This window comes from Neomoorella stamsii (genome assembly GCF_002995805.1).
GTDB lineage: Bacteria > Bacillota > DSM-521 > Neomoorellales > Neomoorellaceae > Neomoorella > Neomoorella stamsii.
In genome coordinates, this window is record NZ_PVXL01000067.1 from 55921 (window position 1) to 74469 (window position 18549).

18 protein-coding genes are annotated in these 18549 nt (G+C 57.7%); 5 read left to right on the plus strand and 13 right to left on the minus strand.

The features are described 5' to 3' along the window. Window positions 1-87 precede the first annotated feature (87 nt). The gene (locus MOST_RS14425; protein ID WP_054937510.1) at window positions 88-666 is read right to left on the minus strand and encodes an RNA polymerase sigma factor; all 579 of its coding nucleotides are present in this window, start codon (window positions 664-666) and stop codon (window positions 88-90) included. Window positions 667-1577: 911 nt separating this feature from the next. Here MOST_RS14425 and MOST_RS14430 point away from each other — a divergent pair. From MOST_RS14430 to MOST_RS14440, 4 genes are all read left to right on the plus strand, one after another. Then, window positions 1578-1838, plus strand: a complete 261-nt coding sequence (locus MOST_RS14430) for a hypothetical protein (protein WP_054937509.1) — start codon at window positions 1578-1580, stop codon at window positions 1836-1838. Next, window positions 1835-2005 carry a hypothetical protein gene (locus MOST_RS17375; protein WP_157049496.1) on the plus strand — a complete coding sequence of 57 codons (171 nt, stop codon included), beginning with the start codon at window positions 1835-1837 and terminating at the stop codon, window positions 2003-2005. The genes MOST_RS14430 and MOST_RS17375 overlap by 4 nt, the downstream gene beginning before the upstream one ends. Window positions 2006-2098: 93 nt before the next feature. Then, window positions 2099-2296: a hypothetical protein gene (locus MOST_RS14435; RefSeq protein WP_054937508.1), complete on the plus strand. Its 198-nt coding sequence runs from the start codon at window positions 2099-2101 to the stop codon at window positions 2294-2296. After that, window positions 2293-2679 (plus strand): type II toxin-antitoxin system death-on-curing family toxin, encoded by a 387-nt coding sequence (locus MOST_RS14440; protein ID WP_054937507.1) that lies wholly within the window; start codon window positions 2293-2295, stop codon window positions 2677-2679. Before MOST_RS14435 ends, MOST_RS14440 begins: the two co-directional genes overlap by 4 nt. Before the next feature lie 366 nt (window positions 2680-3045). Here MOST_RS14440 and MOST_RS14445 read toward each other — a convergent pair whose 3' ends face one another. The 6 genes from MOST_RS14445 to MOST_RS14480 all read right to left on the minus strand — a co-directional run bounded on the left by MOST_RS14445 (window position 3046) and on the right by MOST_RS14480 (window position 10538). Further along, window positions 3046-3261, minus strand: coding sequence for a hypothetical protein (locus MOST_RS14445; protein ID WP_054937506.1), 216 nt, complete (start codon window positions 3259-3261; stop codon window positions 3046-3048). A gap of 136 nt (window positions 3262-3397) precedes the next feature. Continuing rightward, window positions 3398-3766, minus strand: coding sequence for a type II toxin-antitoxin system HicB family antitoxin (locus MOST_RS14450; RefSeq protein ID WP_054937505.1), 369 nt, complete (start codon window positions 3764-3766; stop codon window positions 3398-3400). Between the two features lie 209 nt (window positions 3767-3975). Continuing rightward, window positions 3976-7683 (minus strand): S8 family serine peptidase, encoded by a 3708-nt coding sequence (locus MOST_RS14460; RefSeq protein ID WP_054937504.1) that lies wholly within the window; start codon window positions 7681-7683, stop codon window positions 3976-3978. 204 nt (window positions 7684-7887) lie between these two features. Continuing rightward, window positions 7888-8619 (minus strand): WecB/TagA/CpsF family glycosyltransferase, encoded by a 732-nt coding sequence (locus tag MOST_RS14465; protein WP_054937503.1) that lies wholly within the window; start codon window positions 8617-8619, stop codon window positions 7888-7890. Window positions 8620-8712: 93 nt separating this feature from the next. Beyond that, window positions 8713-9816: an LCP family protein gene (locus tag MOST_RS14470; protein WP_161952858.1), complete on the minus strand. Its 1104-nt coding sequence runs from the start codon at window positions 9814-9816 to the stop codon at window positions 8713-8715. Between the two features lie 95 nt (window positions 9817-9911). Then, window positions 9912-10538 carry a copper amine oxidase N-terminal domain-containing protein gene (locus tag MOST_RS14480; RefSeq protein WP_054937500.1) on the minus strand — a complete coding sequence of 209 codons (627 nt, stop codon included), beginning with the start codon at window positions 10536-10538 and terminating at the stop codon, window positions 9912-9914. 309 nt (window positions 10539-10847) lie between these two features. On the opposite strand from MOST_RS14480, the gene MOST_RS14485 reads away from it, so the two are divergent. Next, entirely contained in the window at window positions 10848-11033 is a 186-nt protein-coding gene (locus MOST_RS14485; protein WP_054937499.1) for a hypothetical protein, read from the plus strand. Between the two features lie 131 nt (window positions 11034-11164). Here the strand turns inward: MOST_RS14485 and MOST_RS14490 are convergent, their stop codons facing one another. The 6 genes from MOST_RS14490 to MOST_RS14515 form a co-directional block, all read right to left on the minus strand. Next, a complete protein-coding gene (locus MOST_RS14490) occupies window positions 11165-11746 on the minus strand; it encodes a TetR/AcrR family transcriptional regulator (protein WP_054937498.1) in 582 nt (193 codons plus the stop codon). Between the two features lie 138 nt (window positions 11747-11884). Further along, entirely contained in the window at window positions 11885-15007 is a 3123-nt protein-coding gene (locus tag MOST_RS14495; RefSeq protein WP_054937497.1) for an efflux RND transporter permease subunit, read from the minus strand. After that, the gene (locus tag MOST_RS14500) at window positions 15004-16179 is read right to left on the minus strand and encodes an efflux RND transporter periplasmic adaptor subunit (protein WP_054937496.1); all 1176 of its coding nucleotides are present in this window, start codon (window positions 16177-16179) and stop codon (window positions 15004-15006) included. The genes MOST_RS14495 and MOST_RS14500 overlap by 4 nt, the downstream gene beginning before the upstream one ends. Window positions 16180-16360: 181 nt before the next feature. Further along, the gene (gene mreB, locus MOST_RS14505) at window positions 16361-17395 is read right to left on the minus strand and encodes a rod shape-determining protein MreB (protein ID WP_054937495.1); all 1035 of its coding nucleotides are present in this window, start codon (window positions 17393-17395) and stop codon (window positions 16361-16363) included. A 77-nt stretch (window positions 17396-17472) separates the two neighbouring features. Further along, the gene (gene spoIIID, locus MOST_RS14510; protein ID WP_054937494.1) at window positions 17473-17730 is read right to left on the minus strand and encodes a sporulation transcriptional regulator SpoIIID; all 258 of its coding nucleotides are present in this window, start codon (window positions 17728-17730) and stop codon (window positions 17473-17475) included. A gap of 62 nt (window positions 17731-17792) precedes the next feature. Then, a complete protein-coding gene (locus MOST_RS14515; RefSeq protein WP_054937493.1) occupies window positions 17793-18533 on the minus strand; it encodes a M23 family metallopeptidase in 741 nt (246 codons plus the stop codon). Window positions 18534-18549 lie beyond the last annotated feature (16 nt).

Below are 18549 nucleotides of genomic sequence, written 5' to 3' on the forward strand. Positions count from 1 at the left end.
GCCTTTCTGCATCTTAACACGCATAACGAGCCCGAAAGTTTCGCTTCGCCAGGAAAAAATTTTTATAGCCATCCATACCTTAAGCCCCTAGAGATAGAATCCGGCCGCTGCTAATTTTTGTTTCAATCGCTGCCGGCAGCGGTTCAACTGGGACTTGAGGCCTGCCTCGGAATTTTTCAAGATGGCGGTAATTTCTTTATAGGAGTAACCATCAATCGCCCTTAATTTGAGCGCCACCCGGCAATTTTCCGGGAGTTCGCCCATGGTACGCCACAGCATCCTCCAGAACTCTTTCCTTTTCACTTCTTCTTCCGGGTTGTTTCCTTTACTTGCTATTTCCCAGCTTACTTCGCCATCACCGGTACTCCCTCCAGCATCCAGGGAAAATACCTGTACCTTTTTGCGCCGTCTCCACCAGTCAATCCACAGATTAACACCTATTCTATGTACCCAGGCGTCAAACCCTCGCTCGTCATTAACGAAGTTTGGCAGCGCTATGTATACTTTCAACAAGATTTCCTGGGCCAGATCTTCAGCGTCGGCATGGTTGCCTGCCAGGGTAAAGGCCAGGGAGTAAATTTTCTCCTGGTAGGCTCTTGCCAGCTCTTCAAAAGCGTACATATCGCCTTGCTGGATCCTGGCTATCAGGCCTTTGACTTCATCCATGGATAGACACCCTTAATCCAGTACCTGCCTTTACCGTTTTCTGCTTATAAACACGAAAAACGCAAGCAAAAGTTTCGGCCTGAAGAAATAAATTTTTAATGAAGAGCAGGTTAATTTTTCGTAAATACTTTCCCGTCCTGATAGTAAAATAAAATGTTGTGTGCACCCTTGCCGGGCATACAAAAAAGCGCCCGCGCTAAACAGCCCGGGCGCATAGACAGCATGCCTTTACTATTTTGCTATGTTTTTATTACGCTGTCAATTCGCCACCATCTCACCTTGCCGAAAGCGCCTGGTAAAAGAAAAAATGGCACCTTGCGGCGCCGGAGGCTCTCCCGTGACGAAGCTATTCTTGAGGCAGGCCGGTAAGGTTGCGTCCTAATCTTAATGACCGCCCTTACTACTATATTTGCTCTTATACCCTTTAAGCCTGGCGCTTGGAGAAAGCTCTGAGGCCCAGGCGGCCACGGCTGTTGTGTTCATCGGGAGCATGACCTTCTGGAATGTAGGCAATGAGGCTGCAAAGAAAAATAAAACGGGGTGAAAGCGAAAAGGGTACGGCGTTGGGCCGACGGCTGAAGATGCAATAAGGAAGCAAGAGATCCCTTGTTATTTAAGGGTTTCCTGAAAGTATCTTTTGCCCCAAAGATATGGTATATTGATAGCCGGAAGAAGGTGTTTCCATGCCGGAAAACGAAGGGAGGCAGGGTATCCCTATCACCTCTATGACAAAGGTTACAAGCAACTTCTATCCGACAAAAGGGTATTCCTGGAACTCATAAAGACCTTCGTCCGGGAAAAATGGGTAGAAACCTGGCTGAAGAACGTCGTCAAGCCGAGAATGCCCGGAGGAGATTTCAGCGCCAATCGACGGCATCCTGAACGAGAGCAATCCCTGGGAGGTGGAACGGATGATTTACAACCTGGAATTAACCCTGGCAGAGATGCAGCAGCAGGCTTTATTGAAAGGCAAGATGGAAGGCAAGATTGAGGGTAAGTTGGAGGGTAAGTTGGAGGGCAAGTTGGAAGGCAGGTTGGAAGGCAAGCTGGAAGCCCAACAGGAAATAGCCAGAAATTTGCTGGTGCTCAACATCGATATTAACACCATTATCAAGGCTATCGGACTTGGCCCGGAAGAGATAAATGCCTTAAGAAAGCAACTGGAAAATTGAGCCTGTTAAAGCAGTACCAGGCAAGGGTGGCGCAGGTGAACGCCGCCACCGACCCGGCGGAAAAGGAGAAGCTCACCCGGGAGGCGAAGGTCCTGGAAGAGCAGCTCAGCACCTGGGACCAGGAAACAAAGCAGAAAACCATAATATTATGGCTGGGGACGAGATAAGGGACCGCAAGGTCCCTTAATTTACCGGATTCAAGATGTTATTTGCTGATGGCGGCTATATACTATATAATGGTTTGAGGGAGGTGTAATTCAATGTCTGTGGAAGAAATCAAATTAGCACTTAGTAAAATAGAGCATGACGATTTATCTAAACTTATTCCCTATTTAATCGAGCTTCTGGAAAAAAGAGGCTATAAAATTACGCTTGCTAATGAGGCGGCTATCTGGGAGCATTTAGCTGCAGACTTTATTAAGAGAAATAGACAAGCCCTGGAGGAGCTTGCTAAATGATCTACTATCCAGATTTAGACATAACTTTAAAGATTTACAGAAAAGTGATCAATGAAACAGGCGGGAGTTATGGCATCAGGGATCTAGGTCTTTTAGAGGCAGCCCTGGCAAGACCCAGGGCTACTTTTGATGGTAACGATCTTTATCCAACACTTTTTGCTAAAGCCGCTGTATTGGCTGAAAGCATTGCTAAAAATCATCCCTTTATTGATGGTAATAAACGAATGGCCGTGGTTTTGGCCAGCATATTTTTGGAACGTAATGGTTATCGCTGCAGTGCAATGCAAAAGGAGTGGGTTAAATTCGGGGTCGAATTAGCTGAAAGTAAGCTGGATTTAAACAAAATTATTCAGTGGTTTCATCTTCATTGCCAGCCCTTATAATTTCTTGCTCATTACCTGGCAGCTTTTTTAGTGTCATACCATCTCACTAGCACCGACAGTCTCTTTTGCCGCTCCCCTTGCCCCTAAAGGGGAGCTGACGTAATCTGAGAATGATGTTTACCTACAACCCTACAACCCGCCCATTCGGCCGGATTTAGTCCCACAGTGGCTGCAATCCTGTTTAAATATAACTTTATGACACAATAGTTCATAAAACGGAGTGAAAGCGGAGAGGGTACGGCGTGGGTCCGGATCAGCAATTAAGTTATATTTATGTCTAATAAGTGTCCGGGGAATACCGGGCCTCCAGGGGTGTTCTTCTTGAACCTTGGGAGCCAGCGCTTTCGAGTACACTAATAACCCGTTTCAATAATTCCTGTTGTGACATTTAACAAGTCGCTCCAGGTAAATTTTTTTTATTTCCTCTTCAGGAAGATCTGGGTACCTCTGGCGTAAACCGTGCAAGAATAGCTGCCTGCCGAACTCGGAAAGCTCGCAAGCTTTCAGCAACCTTTGCTCAGGAGTCATCTTCCGTAGGACTTCAATATAAATCTGGTGATTGGGCCGCGGTTTCGGGTCCATAATATATCCACCCTTTCAAACTACCCGCACTGGTACGCTCGCAGCGTCGATAACAAGCCGTGTAGCACCAGAACAGGTGATGCTGCCCGGCAATGGTCCACCCGCGCCTTAGGCTGCCAGGCTGGGGCGCTCCCCATTATCTCTTCTCAGGCTTATAGCCAATTCCACGAGCTAATTGGTAATTGATAAATTGATTAAGGCTTGTATTTTCTTCTCTGGCCCTCTCAACCAGCGCCCGGTGCAAAGACCGGGTAGTCCGGATTAATATGCGGCCGCTATATTCCTCATGGGATGCCGGCTCTGGAATTGGGTCTCCATGTTCCAGGGCATCAACCAACCAGCAACGTTTTGCATCTTCAATCATAGCCAGGGCTTCTTCTTTCGTCTCCCCCTGGGAAAGACAGCCCGGCAGCTCAGGTATTTCTACCGCATAACCACCTTCGGGAGAAGGGTATAGAACTATTCTATAGGGTAACTTCATATAATATGCAAGATCTTTATTCATCTTCATCTGCCCCCTCTAAAAGCTTAATAGCCCTTATTACATAGCTTTGTAATACATATGGCTGCCGGTAAGGTATAACTAACTTATATTTTCCCTTTCTGTATATGTAATGGCTTGATCCTCCACCCGGCTGAGATCTTATAAAACCAGCTTTTTGCAAAAGTTTATCTATCTCATCAAAGCGGACCGTTTTGGGGTTTCTTTTATATTCATTTCACCCGTGCCAGGACGGCCGCGGCCTGGGCGCGGGTGAGGGGGGAGAGGGGGGCGAAGACGCCCGGCGCCACGCCGCGCATGAGGCCTTTTGTATAGGCGCGGGCCACGGCCTCCCGGCCCCACGTCGGGATTTCGTTCCAGTCGCGGAAGATATCGGCTACCGCTGGAGTAGAAGAGACGGGCGTACCGGATGTACCCAGCGGAGAAGATCCCGCCTGCCCGGCCGGGGATGCCGCCGGGAGAGGCGCGGTCGCTCCGGAGGGAGGGGCGGCCTCGTCTGCAGCGCTACCGTTCCCGGTGCCTTTACTTACTATCTCCAGGTAACGGGTGAAAAAGGCCGCCGCTTCTACGCGGCTGACGGGCCGGTCCGGGCGGAAGCTGCCGTCCTCGTAACCGGCGACCAGGCCGTGGGCCCGGGCCGCGGTCACGGCCGCCCGCGCCCATTCCGGGATGCTGGCCGCGTCGCTGAAGGGCAGGGTTTCCCCGCCACCGGGCGCCCAGCCCGCCAGGCGGGCTAGTATTGCAACCAGTTCCACCCGCCGCAATGGGCTGTCCGGCCGGAAGCTGCCGTCTTCATAGCCTGCCAGCAGGCCCCGGGCGGCTATTTTCTTGATGTCCTCCTCCGCCCAGTGGCCGCGAGTGTCCCAGAAGCCCTCTTCCAACGTATTGTCCAGGTCGATTTTCTGCCCTACCACGCCGCTCGTCGCCTGGTCCAGGGCCACCAGCAAGACGCTTTTTTCCCCGCCGGTTAAAAGCCGCTGGAAGTCGCCCCTGGCGTCCAGGGTGATTACCTCCTGCCTGCCGTCGTCAAAGTTTAAGTACAAGCGGCTGGCGGTAGTGGTCCCTTTGAGGAGGACACCGCCTTGCTGGGGCAGCACCGAAACAGCCAGTGCCGGCGGCTTGCTGCCGGGCAGCCCGGCGGCCGCCACCTGGGCCAGGATGGGTCCCTGGGGGCTTTCGAGCAGGGTCAGGGTCACGGGTACCCAGGCCGGCAGGCCGGCGGCGTCCACCCGGTAGCCGTTTAAAGTGACCAGGGTGCGGTCGCTTAAGGTATAGCTACCGCCGTCGGCGGTGCGCAAGACGCCCTTCTGCCCGTCAACGCCGGCCAGGACTTTAACGGTTTCCCCGGCCGGGGTGGCGACGTCAACCCGCCAGGCCTTCCCCTGGCCGGGCACTGCCGTAAGGCGCACCCAGTCGCCCGGGGTCAGGGTAGCGGCGTTTATCGGGAGCCCCCACCGAAATACCTGGGTGCCGTCGTCAAGCTCAAAGAGGCGAAACTGGTTGGCAAAATCCATGAGGTAGAGGCTGCGCCGGTCTACACTCACATAAAGGACGCGGCCGTAGGTGACGGTGCTGTAAGCCGTCAGGTCAATTATCTCCCGGCTGCCCGGCATGAGATTCAGGGCCACCCAGTCGCCGGTGCGGATAAAGTTCATCTGCACCGGCTTGCCGTCGCGTTTGACCGGCGCACCGGGGAAGAGGGTGTAGGTAGCGCCCGTGGCCAGGGTGAGGCTGCTGCCGTCAACTCTGGCTACCTTTCCCAGGGCCAGTTCCCTTTTCACGGCGATGTATTCCACCAGGCCTGTTGCCGGGTCGAGGACCAGGCGCACGGCCATACCCGGCACCAGGGTCCCCGGTTCGGCCCGCCCGGCAGCGCCGTAAGGCAGGTCGGCCCTGCCGGCGTCTACCAGTTTGTCGGCAAAGGTAACGGCTGCATGGGAACTGAAGGTATAGGGGGCATCGCGTCCCAGGAGCCAGAGTTCTCGCTTTTCCAGGTCAATGCGGGCGAGAATGCCTTCCTTTTCCTGGTAGCCGGCCAGGACCCGCCAGAGGGTCTGGGTTGACGGATTGAGGGTGGCGGCCAGAGAAAAGCCGGGCGGCAGGTCCGCGGCTACGCCGGGACGGTTGTTAACAGCAAGGCTGCCGGTAGGATTGAGGTAGTAGCCCCCAGTGCGGGCCTGGCTGTTAATCTCTAGGAACAGATCGCCCTGGCTGGTCTCCAGGGCCTGGGCGCCGGTGGCCTGCCAGCGCCGGCCCACGATGTACAGGGTATGGGGCCCCAGGTAGGCGTCGGAGCCCGGCAGGATGGAAGCGGCACCGGCCGGGGCCACAGCGCCGTCGACGCAGTTTTTAATGCCCCCTGGCGGGGCGGTAATGGTGCGGCCTCCAGTTAAAGTTACCTGGTTGGCGCCAGGAACCCCGGCCACTACTCCTCGCTCAAGGAGCTGGCCAAAGGCCACGGCAAAATCCTGGACTGGCTGCCGGGTCCCGGGTAGAGCGCTTTTATTGATGGTTACGGCCCGTACTTTAACTGTATAAGTGCCGGGGGGCGGGTCTTTTATGTAAACTTTCTCCACGTTGTTGCTGTGATCGGCTTTGCCGGCACCGCTATAATCATTACCGAAAAACTGGCGGCCGTTGGGCGCAATTACCACCAGGTCCAGGTCGTTAACCAGGGCAGCCGCCGCCCCGGCTGGCGGCGCCGGGTCGGTCCAGGCCAAGGTAGCCTTGAAGGGTGCCGCTGCGGTAGTCACTTCGACCTGGAAGGTCATCTCCTCCCCGGCCGCCAGGCCCTGGCTGGCATCCACCAGGTGCATGGTCTTTTCCTCCAGGGCCAGCACCGTACCAGCGAGATCCAGGATACCGGGAAAAGCAGTCGATGGCCCGGCAGGCGGCGTCCAGGCGCCGTTGACCAGGGCGGCCTTGATAAGGGCAGCCGATGGATCGGCAAAGCCCTTTATTTTCAAGTACTGGCGCAAGACGGCCGCGGCACCGCCGGTCACAGCCGCCGCCTGGCTGGTGCCGCTCTGGACGTTATAGCTGGCATTGAGAGGGAAATTGCCTTCTACCAGGCGAGAGCGGGGGGCAACAATACCTGTGCCCGGCGCCAGGAGATCGGGCTTATAACGGCCGTCACCGGTGGGGCCGCGACTGGAGAAATCAGCCTGGCGGCGGGCGTCGCTGGCGTCAGGGCTGAAGGCCGGGCGCACGGACTCGCTCGCCCCTACCACCAGGGCGTTTTTGCTGTTGGCTTCGGTAGTAAGCGACCCCTGGACCGGCCCGCTGTTGCCGGCGCCGAAGATGGGAAGGAAGTCAGGGTACTGGCGGACAAAGTTGTCAATCTGGACGGCAGCATCGCGATAGGCGTTGGGACCGCCGCCCCAGCCGTCGACGTGAATGCGGACGCCAGCCTCATAGGCGGGGCGGAAGAGGCGGGTCAGATCTTCGGGGGGCGCCAGTTCGCCCCCGGAGTTTAACAGGCCCTGGAAATAGATGCTGGCTCCCGGGGCGATGCCGCGGTACTGGCCGTTTGATGCCGCACCTGTACCGGCGATAATACCGGCCAGATGGGTGCCGTGGCCGACAGGGTCGTCGGCCTTCTCCCGGCCGGCCCAGCTCTTCAACATCAGCACTTTGGGCATCTGGCCGGGGGTGCTCTGCAGGTCGGCATGAATATCGCTCACGCTGCCTGCATCCAAGCCGCTGTCGGCTAAACCTACAATCTCGCCCTTGCCGGTAAGGCCGCTCGGCACCACTAGGCCCGGCGCCGCCAGGGGGCGGGCCCCGGTGATATCGGCGGCACGGTCGGTAAGGAAACCCCGGCCGTGCCAGCCGGGTGTAGGTCCCAGGAGGACTGCCAGCAGCAGGAACATGGAAAGTATAGTTACCCTGGCAGTGGTTTTCAGATTATGTAAACTCATGCCTATGAGTATACTCCTCATCTCAAGCTTTTCCTCAAACTTCTCACAATGGTAACCAGTTAAGTTGCTGTTGTTATTAGCAGCTTGCATCCTGAAGCTGCAGCCGGGGCCAGGAAACACAGCAGTACGCTGCTCGCTTGAGGGTAAGGGATTGTTTAGCTTTCAGGCAATGAGGCTGGTCCTGGTGTATAGTGGGCATGGGAATCAACCCCTCTTATGGGCCTGCCGCAGTACAACCAACATAAACTTCGGCAGGGCCAGCGTTCTTTTGACCCTCCCGGGCTCCTGAATCACCCGGTACAGCCACTCCAGGTTCAAGCGCTGCACCCAGGTCGGCGCCCGTTGCACCCGTCCCGCCAGGACATCGAAACTACCCCCCACGCCCATGACCACCGGCACCTGGAGTTCTTCCAGGTGGCTGGCAATCCAGTATTCCTGTTTGGGGGCACCGAGGCCCACGAGGAGAATATGGGGCCGCGCCGCTTTGATAGCACCTATAAGTCCCGGTATTTCCCGGGATAACAGGTAACCATGGCTGGTGCCGGTCACCACAAGGCCGGGATGCTCCCTTTGCAATCTGGCAGCTGCCGCCTCAGCCACGCCGGGAGCGGCGCCATAGAGGTAAAAGCGCCAGCCCTGGCGGCCCCCCGCGGCCGCCAGGGCCTGGAGGAGGTCAATGCCCGTAACCCTTTCCGGCAGGGGCGTTCCCAGCTTCCGGGCCGCCCAGAGGATGCCGGCGCCATCGGCCGTCACCAGGTGCGCGCGGTTGATGAGGGCCTGGAGTTCAGGCTCACAGTAGGCCCGGTAGGCGATTTCAGCATTAAGGGTCACCACGTGATGGGGGGTACCGGCCCTGATAAACTCTGTCACCCTGGCCACAGCCCCGGCCAGGGTGAGGGCATCTACCCGGTTACCCAGGACATAGCAACTTGACATAAGATTACCTTCTCCTTCGCGGCAGGCAATTAGGAGCGGTGGGAAGCGAGAGATATTGGGACAGGCGTCAGGCCTGGAACAGAGAGGCTTTCTTTACCGCAGGTTGGGAATAGCCGCCAGGGTTTCAGCCAGCTTCTTCTGGTCGACCAGGTAGTAGCTGATGCCGTTGATATACTTGCCTTCCCCCGGGACCAGGTGCGCGGTCACGTCACTGCCGTTTAGATCTTTCATGCTCAAGGCCAGGGAGAGCATTTCTTTGAGGCTGAGGTTGGTCTTGACCTCTTTACTGATTTCACTGACCAGTCTGGGTATCTTGGGAATGGTGCTCAGCCTTAAGGTTTGGTCAATGAGGGCCTGGAGGAATTTCTGCTGGCGGCCGATCCTGGTGATATCTCCTTCCGGGTCGTTGCGAAAACGCACGTAGCCCAGGGCATCGTAACCGTTCAAATGCTGTAAACCTGGGCGGAGATTAATGCCCTCTTCCGGGTAATACATGCGCTTGTCGACATTGATGTCGACGCCACCCAGGATGTCAATGATTTTTTCAAACCCCTGGAAGTCCACCTCGACATACTTCTCGATATGGGTACCCAGGAAATTATTGAGGGTATCCATTAACAGCCGGGGGCCGCCCAGGGCATGGGCGGCATTGATTTTATCATAGCCGTGGCCGGGTATTTTTACCTGCGTATCCCGCGGTATGGAGAGTAGATCAACCTGGGGTTTCCTGGGATCAAGGACCGCCAGGATAATGGTATCGGACCGGGAAGGCTCCTGGGGCTGGCGCCGGTCGATACCAATGAGAAGAATGGTCTGGGGCTGACCGGGTGCCGCCTCAGCCAGGCCGCTGCCGTCCTTATCTCCCTGGCCGGTAGCCAGGCCACCGGCCAGCCACAGGTTGGCCAGCCGGTAGCCGGCAAAGGCAAAGGCACCAAAGGTAAAAAAGGCCAGCAGGATTATACCGAAAATTAACAGTAAGGAGCTGCGGCGCTGCCGCCTGGCCAGGGCCGCCCCTTCACCCCAAAATTCAGTTTGATGCCTATCTGGTGTCGCCACCATGAGCTCTTCCCCCAAACTTATAGACGCTAAATTAGCTCTCCTGGTTCCCCTGTCCGCAAAAATTTTTCTTCCTGACAAAGGAATGGGCGCCTGGCGCGCCCTTTGCAGTTCTGCTGTACCTGTACAGATTATCAACATGCGTCCTCGCCCCAGGCTGCCTGCCACTGCTACCGGGAGTTTTCCTCCTGATAGGCACCAGGGGGCCGGCAGCAGCTACCCGGCAGGTAGACCAGTCATGGCCTGATGGTAATGGTCAGCGTAGCCTGGTCCCAGTCCACCCTGGCACCCAGGCCCTGGCTGATGACCCGCACCGGTACCATAGTCGTCCCATTTACCAGGGTGGCCGGCGCAGGAAGGTTATCTTTCCGGCCATCAAATGTACCGGTGGTGGTACCGATTTTCAGGATAACAGAGTGGGTCGCGGTGGTATAGCTGACAGTTTGCGTTGCTTCGTTATAATCAACTTTAGCCCCCAGGGCCTCGCCGATAAAGCGGAAGGGGACCATGGAGGTGCCATTGCCTGTCTGGTAGGGAGCAACCGGCAGCTGTTTGGCGGTGCTGCCTACATAAGCCGTCTTACTGCCTATAGTTAACTTAATCACCGGGCGCTGCTCCAGGGCAGTTATCCTGGCTTCCAGTTCAGCGATCTGCTTATTTATGTTATCAAGCTGCCCCTGTAACTCCCGGGTGCGGCTGTCGATGTAATTGTCGACATAAGATTTGGTCACCAGGGGATCCTGGTTGCTACCCGGCTCCGGTCCCCCGGCCTGGACTGACCGGCCGGCAAAATAAATGCCTGCGGCTATTATCAGGGCCAGGGGCAGGAGTATTTTCCAGTTGCGTAAGGAAGGTTGCTTCATACTACCGGGCCTCCTCGTAACATGGAAGTCACAAGCAGGAAGTCGGAAGTCAGATTGCCTGTGAGAACTGATGATGCTAAAACATATCTGGTTTAATTTCGACACAAAGGACGAGATTCCTGTTAGCAATTTTTTTGTCCTGACGAGGAGAAATAATTGCAATTTTTTTTCAAGCTATAATTCACAAAGTACCTGTCTTTGTGGTATAATAAGAATGGGGGTAACGAGAGATACTATTTAACAAACAATCTAGTTTTCCTGCAATTCCCCCGGTTTACTTATTTATAGCGAAGAAAGGAGGCATAAAAAATGTTAAAGGACATCCAGCGCAATCTCCTCCGCGAACGCAAGGCGCTCTTGGAACAGTGGGCCTACGCCTCGGAAAGGGAACGGCCCCACCTGCTCGTCAGGATTATGGACATTGACGAGCAGCTTGAACTGGGCAAAAGCAAAAGCAGGCCCCAGGCCAGGCTTCCCAAGCGAAATGTGGTCTAGGAGGAGTAAAAAGGCGCGGGTTTAAGCCGCGCTTTTTTTCTTGCCGCCCGGGGGAGGCAGGTAGGGCAGCGACCCCGGGACCGATATTGCGGGCGCCGGGTTAAGCGGCGGCACCAGCAGCCGCGTCCCCCCTACCCGCCGATGCCCTGGAGAATCATCGCCGCAGCTTCGCTGGCGATGGCGGCCGGGTCGAAATCCATATCGCTATCAAAGAAAAGCTGGTGGCCCAGGGCGGCGATAAAGCCGACGATCAGGTTGGCAGCCATCCATGGTGACACCGGGCGCATCTCCCCCCGTTCGGCGGCTGCCTTGAGATATGCAGCCATGCGCTGGAGTTTTTCCTGCTTGGCGGCGAAGAGCAACCTTTGGGTAGCAGCGTCTATAGGTGGGTGGTCACTTAAAAGAATTCTGGCAATTTCCTGATGCGCCTGGAAGTAGCTCAGGCTTTCCCTAAAAAGGCGCTCCAGGAACCCGGCAAGGTCCGGTTCCTGGACCACTTTTAGCAGGTGGTCCAGGTGGGCGTTGAAAAGGTGCAGCAGTAGCTGCTGGAAGAGGTCCTTTTTACTGCGGAAATACTCGTAGACGGTCCCCTTCCCCACCCCGGCGGCCGCGGCGATGTCGGCTATTTTAGCCTGGTAAAAGCCGCGGGTGGCGAAGATCTCGGTGGCGGCGGCCAGGATCTGCTGGCGCTTGTCGCCTGTCGCGCGGGTCATACCTCTCCCCTCCCCTTTCTCTTGCTTTTCATACCTGCCATTTACATTCCCGGCGCCGGCCTCCTCCCCGGGCGGGCCGCAGGCGGGTGCGGCCGGCGGCGGTTTATCCAGCCGCCGGGTACCGGGGAACCTCCGTACCTATGCCCCTACCCCCTGCCGGCGCCGCGCCGGCGACAGCAAGCGGGCCAGGCGCTGGCCCAGGTCCTCAAAGAGGGTGTACAACACCGGCACCAGGACCAGGGTCAGCACCGTGGAAGCCATCAAGCCGCCGATAACCGCCGTGGCCAGGCTGGCGTTCATCTCGGCCCCTTCGCCGATGCCGGCAGCGAGAGGCAGCATGGCGAGGATTGTGGTCAGGGCCGTCATCAGGATGGGCCGCAGGCGGGTGCGGCCGGCTGTCAGGATCGCCTCCTGCCGTGGTACGCCTTCCCGTCTCAGGATGTTGATGTAGTCCACCAGGACGATGGCGTTGGAGAGAACAATCCCGGCCAGCATGATGATCCCGATAAAGGCGACGACGTTGAAAGTTCTTCCCGTGGCCAGCAGGGCCAGTACCACCCCTGTCAGCGCTACCGGGATGGAAAACATAATGATAAAGGGGTGGAAGAAGGATTCAAACTGGGCCGCCATGACCAGGTACACCAGGACCACGGCCAGGAGCAGGGCCAGCCCCAGCTGGCCGAAGGTCTCGTTCATCATCTTGTTCTCGCCGGTGTACTCAATGCTGTAGCCCGGCGGCAGCTTTAACTGGTCCATGTGCGCCCGCACGTCGCCCATCACGTCGGCCAGGGGCCGCGCCCCGCTTAAATTGGCGGTGATACTGGCCACCCGGTCCTGGTTGTAGCGGCTGATGGTGCTGGGGGTAGTGTCCGGCTTGAGGTTGGCGATCTCTTTTAAAGGCACCTGCACCCCCAGGGGGGACAGCACCGTGAGGTTCTCCAGGTCAGCAATATTGCGACGGCTGGCTTCCGGGAGGAAGACGCGGACGTCGTATTCGTCACCGCCGGTACGGTAGCGGGTGGCTACCGTACCGCCTACGGCCGTGGCCACCACCGCGCCGACCTGCCCGGCCCCCAGCCGGTACAGGGCGGCTTTTTCCCTGTCGACGGTGATCTCTACCTGGGGCCGGCCTTTAGCCAGGCTGTTTTCCACGCCCACCGCGCCCGGCACGGCGGCCACCAGCTGCTGCGCCTCGGTGGCGAGCTCCTTTAGCACCTCCAGGTCGGAACCGTGGATGTCTACCTGCACGGGCGCGCCGCTCATAGCCCCACCGAAGCTGGAGGAGGTAGTGACGTTAATCCTGGCGCCTGCGATTTTCCGGACCTGCGCCCGGATAGCCGCCGCCACCTCGGTCGAGCTCCGGCGGCGTTTCTCCAGCGGTACCAGGTTGATATTCAGACTGGCTGCCTCTGGCGTCTCACCGCTCATAAAGCTGGCCGTGCCGCCGGTACTGCCGATCTGCTGGTAGATGCTCTGGACCTCCGGCTGCTGCTGGATAAGCCTTACTACCTGGTCGGCTACCGCGGCGGTGGCCTCGAGGGCAGTCCCTTTGGGGAGCTCGATAGACACGCTGATGGTCCCTTCGTCGGTGACCGGCATAAATTCCACCCCCACCGCCGGCACCAAGGCCAGGCTGCCGGCAAAGATGAGGGCCACCGCCGCTATGGTCAGCTTGCGGTGCCGCAGGGCCCAGTTCAGGAAGCGGCTGTAAGCGTTGCTTAAACGCGCCAGCCAGAGGCCGTTAACCAGACTCTGCCAAAAACTGCGGGCTGTCGTGGCCTCCGGGGGCAAGGCGCCGGCCAGGAGGCGGGCCGCCACAGTCGGGGTGACAGTCATGGAGACAGCCAGGGATGCCATCAAGGAGAAAGCCACCGTCAAGGCCAGGGGGCCGAAGATCTCCCGCGCCATTCCCTCAATAAAGGCGATGGGCAAAAAGACGGATACAGTGGTCAGGGTGGAGGCCACCACGGCCGTGGTCACCTGCCGGGTTCCTGATACGGCCGCCGCCATGGCTTCCCGGCCCTCCTGGCGGTGGCGGTAGATGTTGTCAAAGACTACAATGGCGTCGTCAACCATGCGGCCTATTCCCAGGGAGAGGCCGCCCAGGGTCATCATATTGAGGGTCATCTTGCCAAAATAGAGCAGGACAAAAGTCGTAATTACCGAGATAGGAATGGTGAGGCCGATGACTAGGGTGGCCCGGAAGTTCCGCAGGAAAATGAAAATAATCAGCATGGCCAGCAGCCCGCCGTAAAGCATATCCCGGTAAACGCCATTGATGGCGCTTTCGATGTAGCGGGACTGGTCAACTACCGGCTCCAGGATTACCCCCGGCGGCAGCTCCTTTTGCAGCTCCCTGATAGTTTGTTTAACGGCATGGGCGATCTGCACCGTATTGCCGCTGGTCTGTTTCTGGATGGACAGACCGATGGCCGGCCGGCCGTTGAAAAGGGCATAGTTCTGCCGCTCGGCATGATAATCCCGTACTTCCGCTATATCGCCCAGCCGCACCGTCCCCGCAGCGGTGGCCAGGGTTACCTGGCGGACCTGGTCCAGGTCTTTAAACTCGCCATCGACCCGGACCAGGACGTCTTTGCCAGCGTCGCTGACCTTGCCGGCGGAAAAGGTGCTGTTCTCCGCTTGTAGGGCCTGGACCACCTGGCTGATGGACAGGCCGTAGAGTTGTAGCCGGGCCGGGTCTACCAGTACCTGGATCTCGCGCTCCAGGCCGCCGGTGATGTTTACCGAGGCGACGCCGTCCAGGCGCTCGAGACGGCTCTTGATGGTATTTTCTGCCAGGTCTTTCAACTGCTGCTCGTCCATGTCGCCGTACATGGCCAGGGTCATCACGGGCATCATGTTAGGGTCAAACTTGATGACCATCGGTTTATCTGCTGCATCGGGTAAAAAGCGCTCAGCCTGGTCGACTTTCTCCCGCATATTCAGGGCCGCAAAATCCATATCCTGGCCCCAGTTAAACTCCAGCAGGACCAAGGATGTGCCGGACATACTGTATGATTGGATATTTTTGACTCCTTGAACCGTGCCCAGGACGTCTTCCAGGGGCCTGGTAATAGTCTTTTCGATTTCTTCCGGCCCGGCACCCCTGTAAGTTGTAATCACCGCGGCGTAGGGCAGGTTCAAATCAGGCAGGAGGTCTATCTGCAGTCGCGCCAGGGACACGGCCCCCAGGAGGATGGCTACCAGGACGGCCACGGTTACCGCTACCGGGCGCCTGACCAGTGCCTGAAGCCAGTTCATGCCCCTGCACCCCCGTTCACGACTTCCACCGGCTGGCCTTCACTGACGAAGTCCTGCCCTTTGACGATAATACTGTCCTGGTCAGCCAGGCCCTTGACGATCTCGACGTTTTTATCGTCAGCAATGCCGGTAGTGACTACCCGGCCTGCCGCCTTGCCTTCAACGACTGTGTAGACTATGTCCTGGGCGCCGCGCTTGACCACGGCGTTTTTGGGTACCAGGAGGGCATTATTGACCTGCCTGGTGGTGTAGATAACCGTGGCGGCCATACCCGGCTTAACTCCCGGCGGGGCGTTGACAAGGCTGACCTTGACTTTAAAAACCCTGGAGCGTTCGTCGGCCGCCGGGCTGACGCTGGCGACCCTCCCTTTCAGGGATTCTGCCGCTACCACCGGCACCTCCACGGCAACCTCCCGGCCCGGCTGGAGGTAGTTGACGTCCTGTTCGGTAACGCCAATCTCCACCTGGCGCTCGCCGGAGGTCACCAGGGTGACCACCGCTCCCTGGGCCAGCGCGCCGGGCTCCAGCAGGCGCGCCGCCACCTCCCCGCTCACCGGCGCCTTGATGTATGTATTCTCCAGGGCTACCTCGGCCTGGCGCACGGCCGCCTCGGCCGCGGTGACCTGGGCACGGGAGGCCGCCAGGGAGGCGCGGGCTACAGCCAGGTCTTCCTGGCTGACGGCCGCGGCTGTGCGGGCGGCATCCAGCTGCTGCTGGGAAGCTGCGCCCTGGTCGAACAGCGTCTGGGTGCGCTTCAGGTTGGTCTCATCCAGTCCCGCCCTGACTTCCGCCTGCTTTACCCGGGCGTCAGCCTGGTCCAGGCCGAGGCGCGCCTGCTCCAGGTTCGCCTTTGCCTGCTGCAGGCGCGCTTCTATGTCGCTGTTTTCCAACTCGGCGATTACCTGGCCCTGGGAGACTTTATCGCCGACATCCACCAGAACCAACTTTATCTTCCCCGGGATGGCGGCCATCACCTGGACGGTGGCCCCGGCCTGGACGGTGCCGGTCACCCTTACCGGCTGGGCGATGCTGCCCCGCTTGACCTGCGCCACTTCCACCGCTACCCTGGGTGTTTCCACCTGGCTTGCCGGCTTTTTACCACAGCCACCTAAAGTTACAGCCAGGAGAAAAAGGGCCAGGATAACACCGGCGGAGTTCCTTTTTAGCCTCACGGTTACAACTCCCCTGTCTCTAAATTGACCGGACGGTCGGTCATTTTTTTCGAACTCATTATAACAGGATGCTGGTAAGACGATCAATACTTGCCATTCCAATTTAACATAATTTAACTTTCCCGTAACAGAAGAAAAGGCAAGTAGTTTTTGCCCCTACTTGCCTCTTCCAGCAAAATTCTTACCGGCCCATGCGCCAGCCTTCTGAAGGGTTGTTCTGCTTCAGGACATCCAGCATGGTCAAGGCCTTGCCTGTCCCCAGGGCGACGCAGGAAACGGGATCGTCGGCCACATGCACCGGCAGTCCCGTTTCTTCACTCAGCAGGAGGTCCAGGCCATGAAGAAGGCTGCCCCCGCCGGTCATGACGATGCCTTTGTTCACCAGGTCCGCCGCCAGTTCCGGCGGCGTTTTTTCCAGCACCTCTTTCACCGCACCGACTATCTGCTGCAGGGGCTCCTGGATGGCCGTATAGATTTCCCTGGAAGTAATGTTTACCGTTTTGGGCAGGCCGGTTACCAGGTCGCGGCCGCGGACATCCATACTCGCTTCGACCCGGGACGAAGGATGGGCCGTACCAATATTGATCTTTAATTCTTCGGCGCTGCGCTCACCAATCATCAGGTTGTGCTCACGGCGTATGTAACGGACAATGGCTTCATCAAGCTTGTCCCCGGCCACCCTTAAAGAATTGCTGCACACAATACCCCCCAGGGAAAGGACAGCGATGTCGGTCGTCCCCCCACCGATATCCACCACCATGGAGCCGCTGGGTTCAGCAATATCCAGGCCGGCCCCCAGGGCCGCCGCCAGGGGCTCTTCAATGACATAGGCCTGCCTGGCCCCGGCCTGCTGGGCCGCCTGGCGCACCGCCCGTTCCTCCACGCCGGTAACCCCGGAGGGGATGCAGACCATCACCCGCGGCCGGAAAAAACCCTGCCGACCAATTGCTTTTTCTATAAAATAGCGCAGCATTTTTTCGGTACTGTCGTAGTCGGCGATGACCCCATCCCTTAAAGGGCGCAGGGCGATAATATTTCCCGGTGTCCGGCCCAGCATGCGCCGTGCTTCTTCCCCAACCGCAAAAATCTGGCCGTTATCCCGGTTAAGGGCTACCACCGAAGGCTCCCGTAAGACAATCCCCTTACCCTGCACATATACCAGAACAGTGGCCGTCCCCAGATCGATACCGATATCCTGATAACCCAGGCCAAACATTAATCTTGCTCCCTTCCTCTCCCATGGCAATCTTGTTAATAATTCTCCAGGAGAGGAAAGAATTCCTGTCGGCCCTTTCAAGAAACCTGCGTTTCTTTATATTTTTTCCTGGTAGCTTCCCCACCCCGGAGGTGACGTTCAGCTTTGTTGGCGTTAAGTATTACCCGTACCTCCCTGGCCAGGTTTTCGTTAAGGCGCGGCAAGCGTTCGGTGACGTCCTTGTGGACAGTGCTTTTGCTAACATGAAAAACAGTAGCCGCCTGGCGGACCGTACAGCGACGCTCCACGATGTAAGCGGCTATCTGCAGTACCCTTTCCTGGATATGATCCTGCATGGAGGCAGCCTCCCAATTTCAACTCCGCTATAATTTTATTGGCAGGCTGCCGAAAAAAGAACTTATTGCAGGGCCGGGACGGGGTCGATGGCCTTGCCGTTTTTTAGTAATTCCAGGTGCAGGTGGGCTGGCGTACCGGCTTCGGCTGTACCAGGGTCCCCCAGTTGCCCGAGGATGGTACCTCGCTGGACCTTATCCCCCTTGGCTATCTTGATGCTGCTTAAGTGAGCATAGACCGTCTGGTAGCCGTTGCCATTGTCAATGATCAGGCGGTAACGCCAGGCATCACTGTGCTCTACCTGCTTCACCACCCCGGCAGCCGCGGCTTTAACCTCGCTGCCTGCCGGGGCTTCCAGGTCTACACCGGAGTGAAAGCGGTAGTCGTCAAAGGCCGGGGTATAGGTAAAGCCGTACCCCTTACCCATTTTACCGCTCACGGGCAGAGCCAGGGAAGGCAGAGCCTCGTCTTTGCCGACCTGTCCCGCTGCCGTAGCCGGGGCAGCCTGGGCGCCAGGTTGCTCCTGGAGTTCAGGTGGTACGGTGGTCGAACCTACCAGGGGTTCCCGCGGCACAGGCAGCTCCTGGGAGGCCGGTTGGCCGGCCAGCGTAAAGGTCTGGATAGTGGGCTTTTTAAAAACAGCGTCGTTGGTTACCAGGTAGTAGCTACCGCCAAAGAGAATAGCGAGCAGGACCAGGTAGAGGCCACGACGCCTCAACGCCCGCTGCAGCCTTTCCAGGCTTCCCGGTCTAAACAGCGGTTGCCGTGATAAAAGTTTTTTCCATGAGGCCAGAATCTTCAGCATGTGGTTGCATCACCTC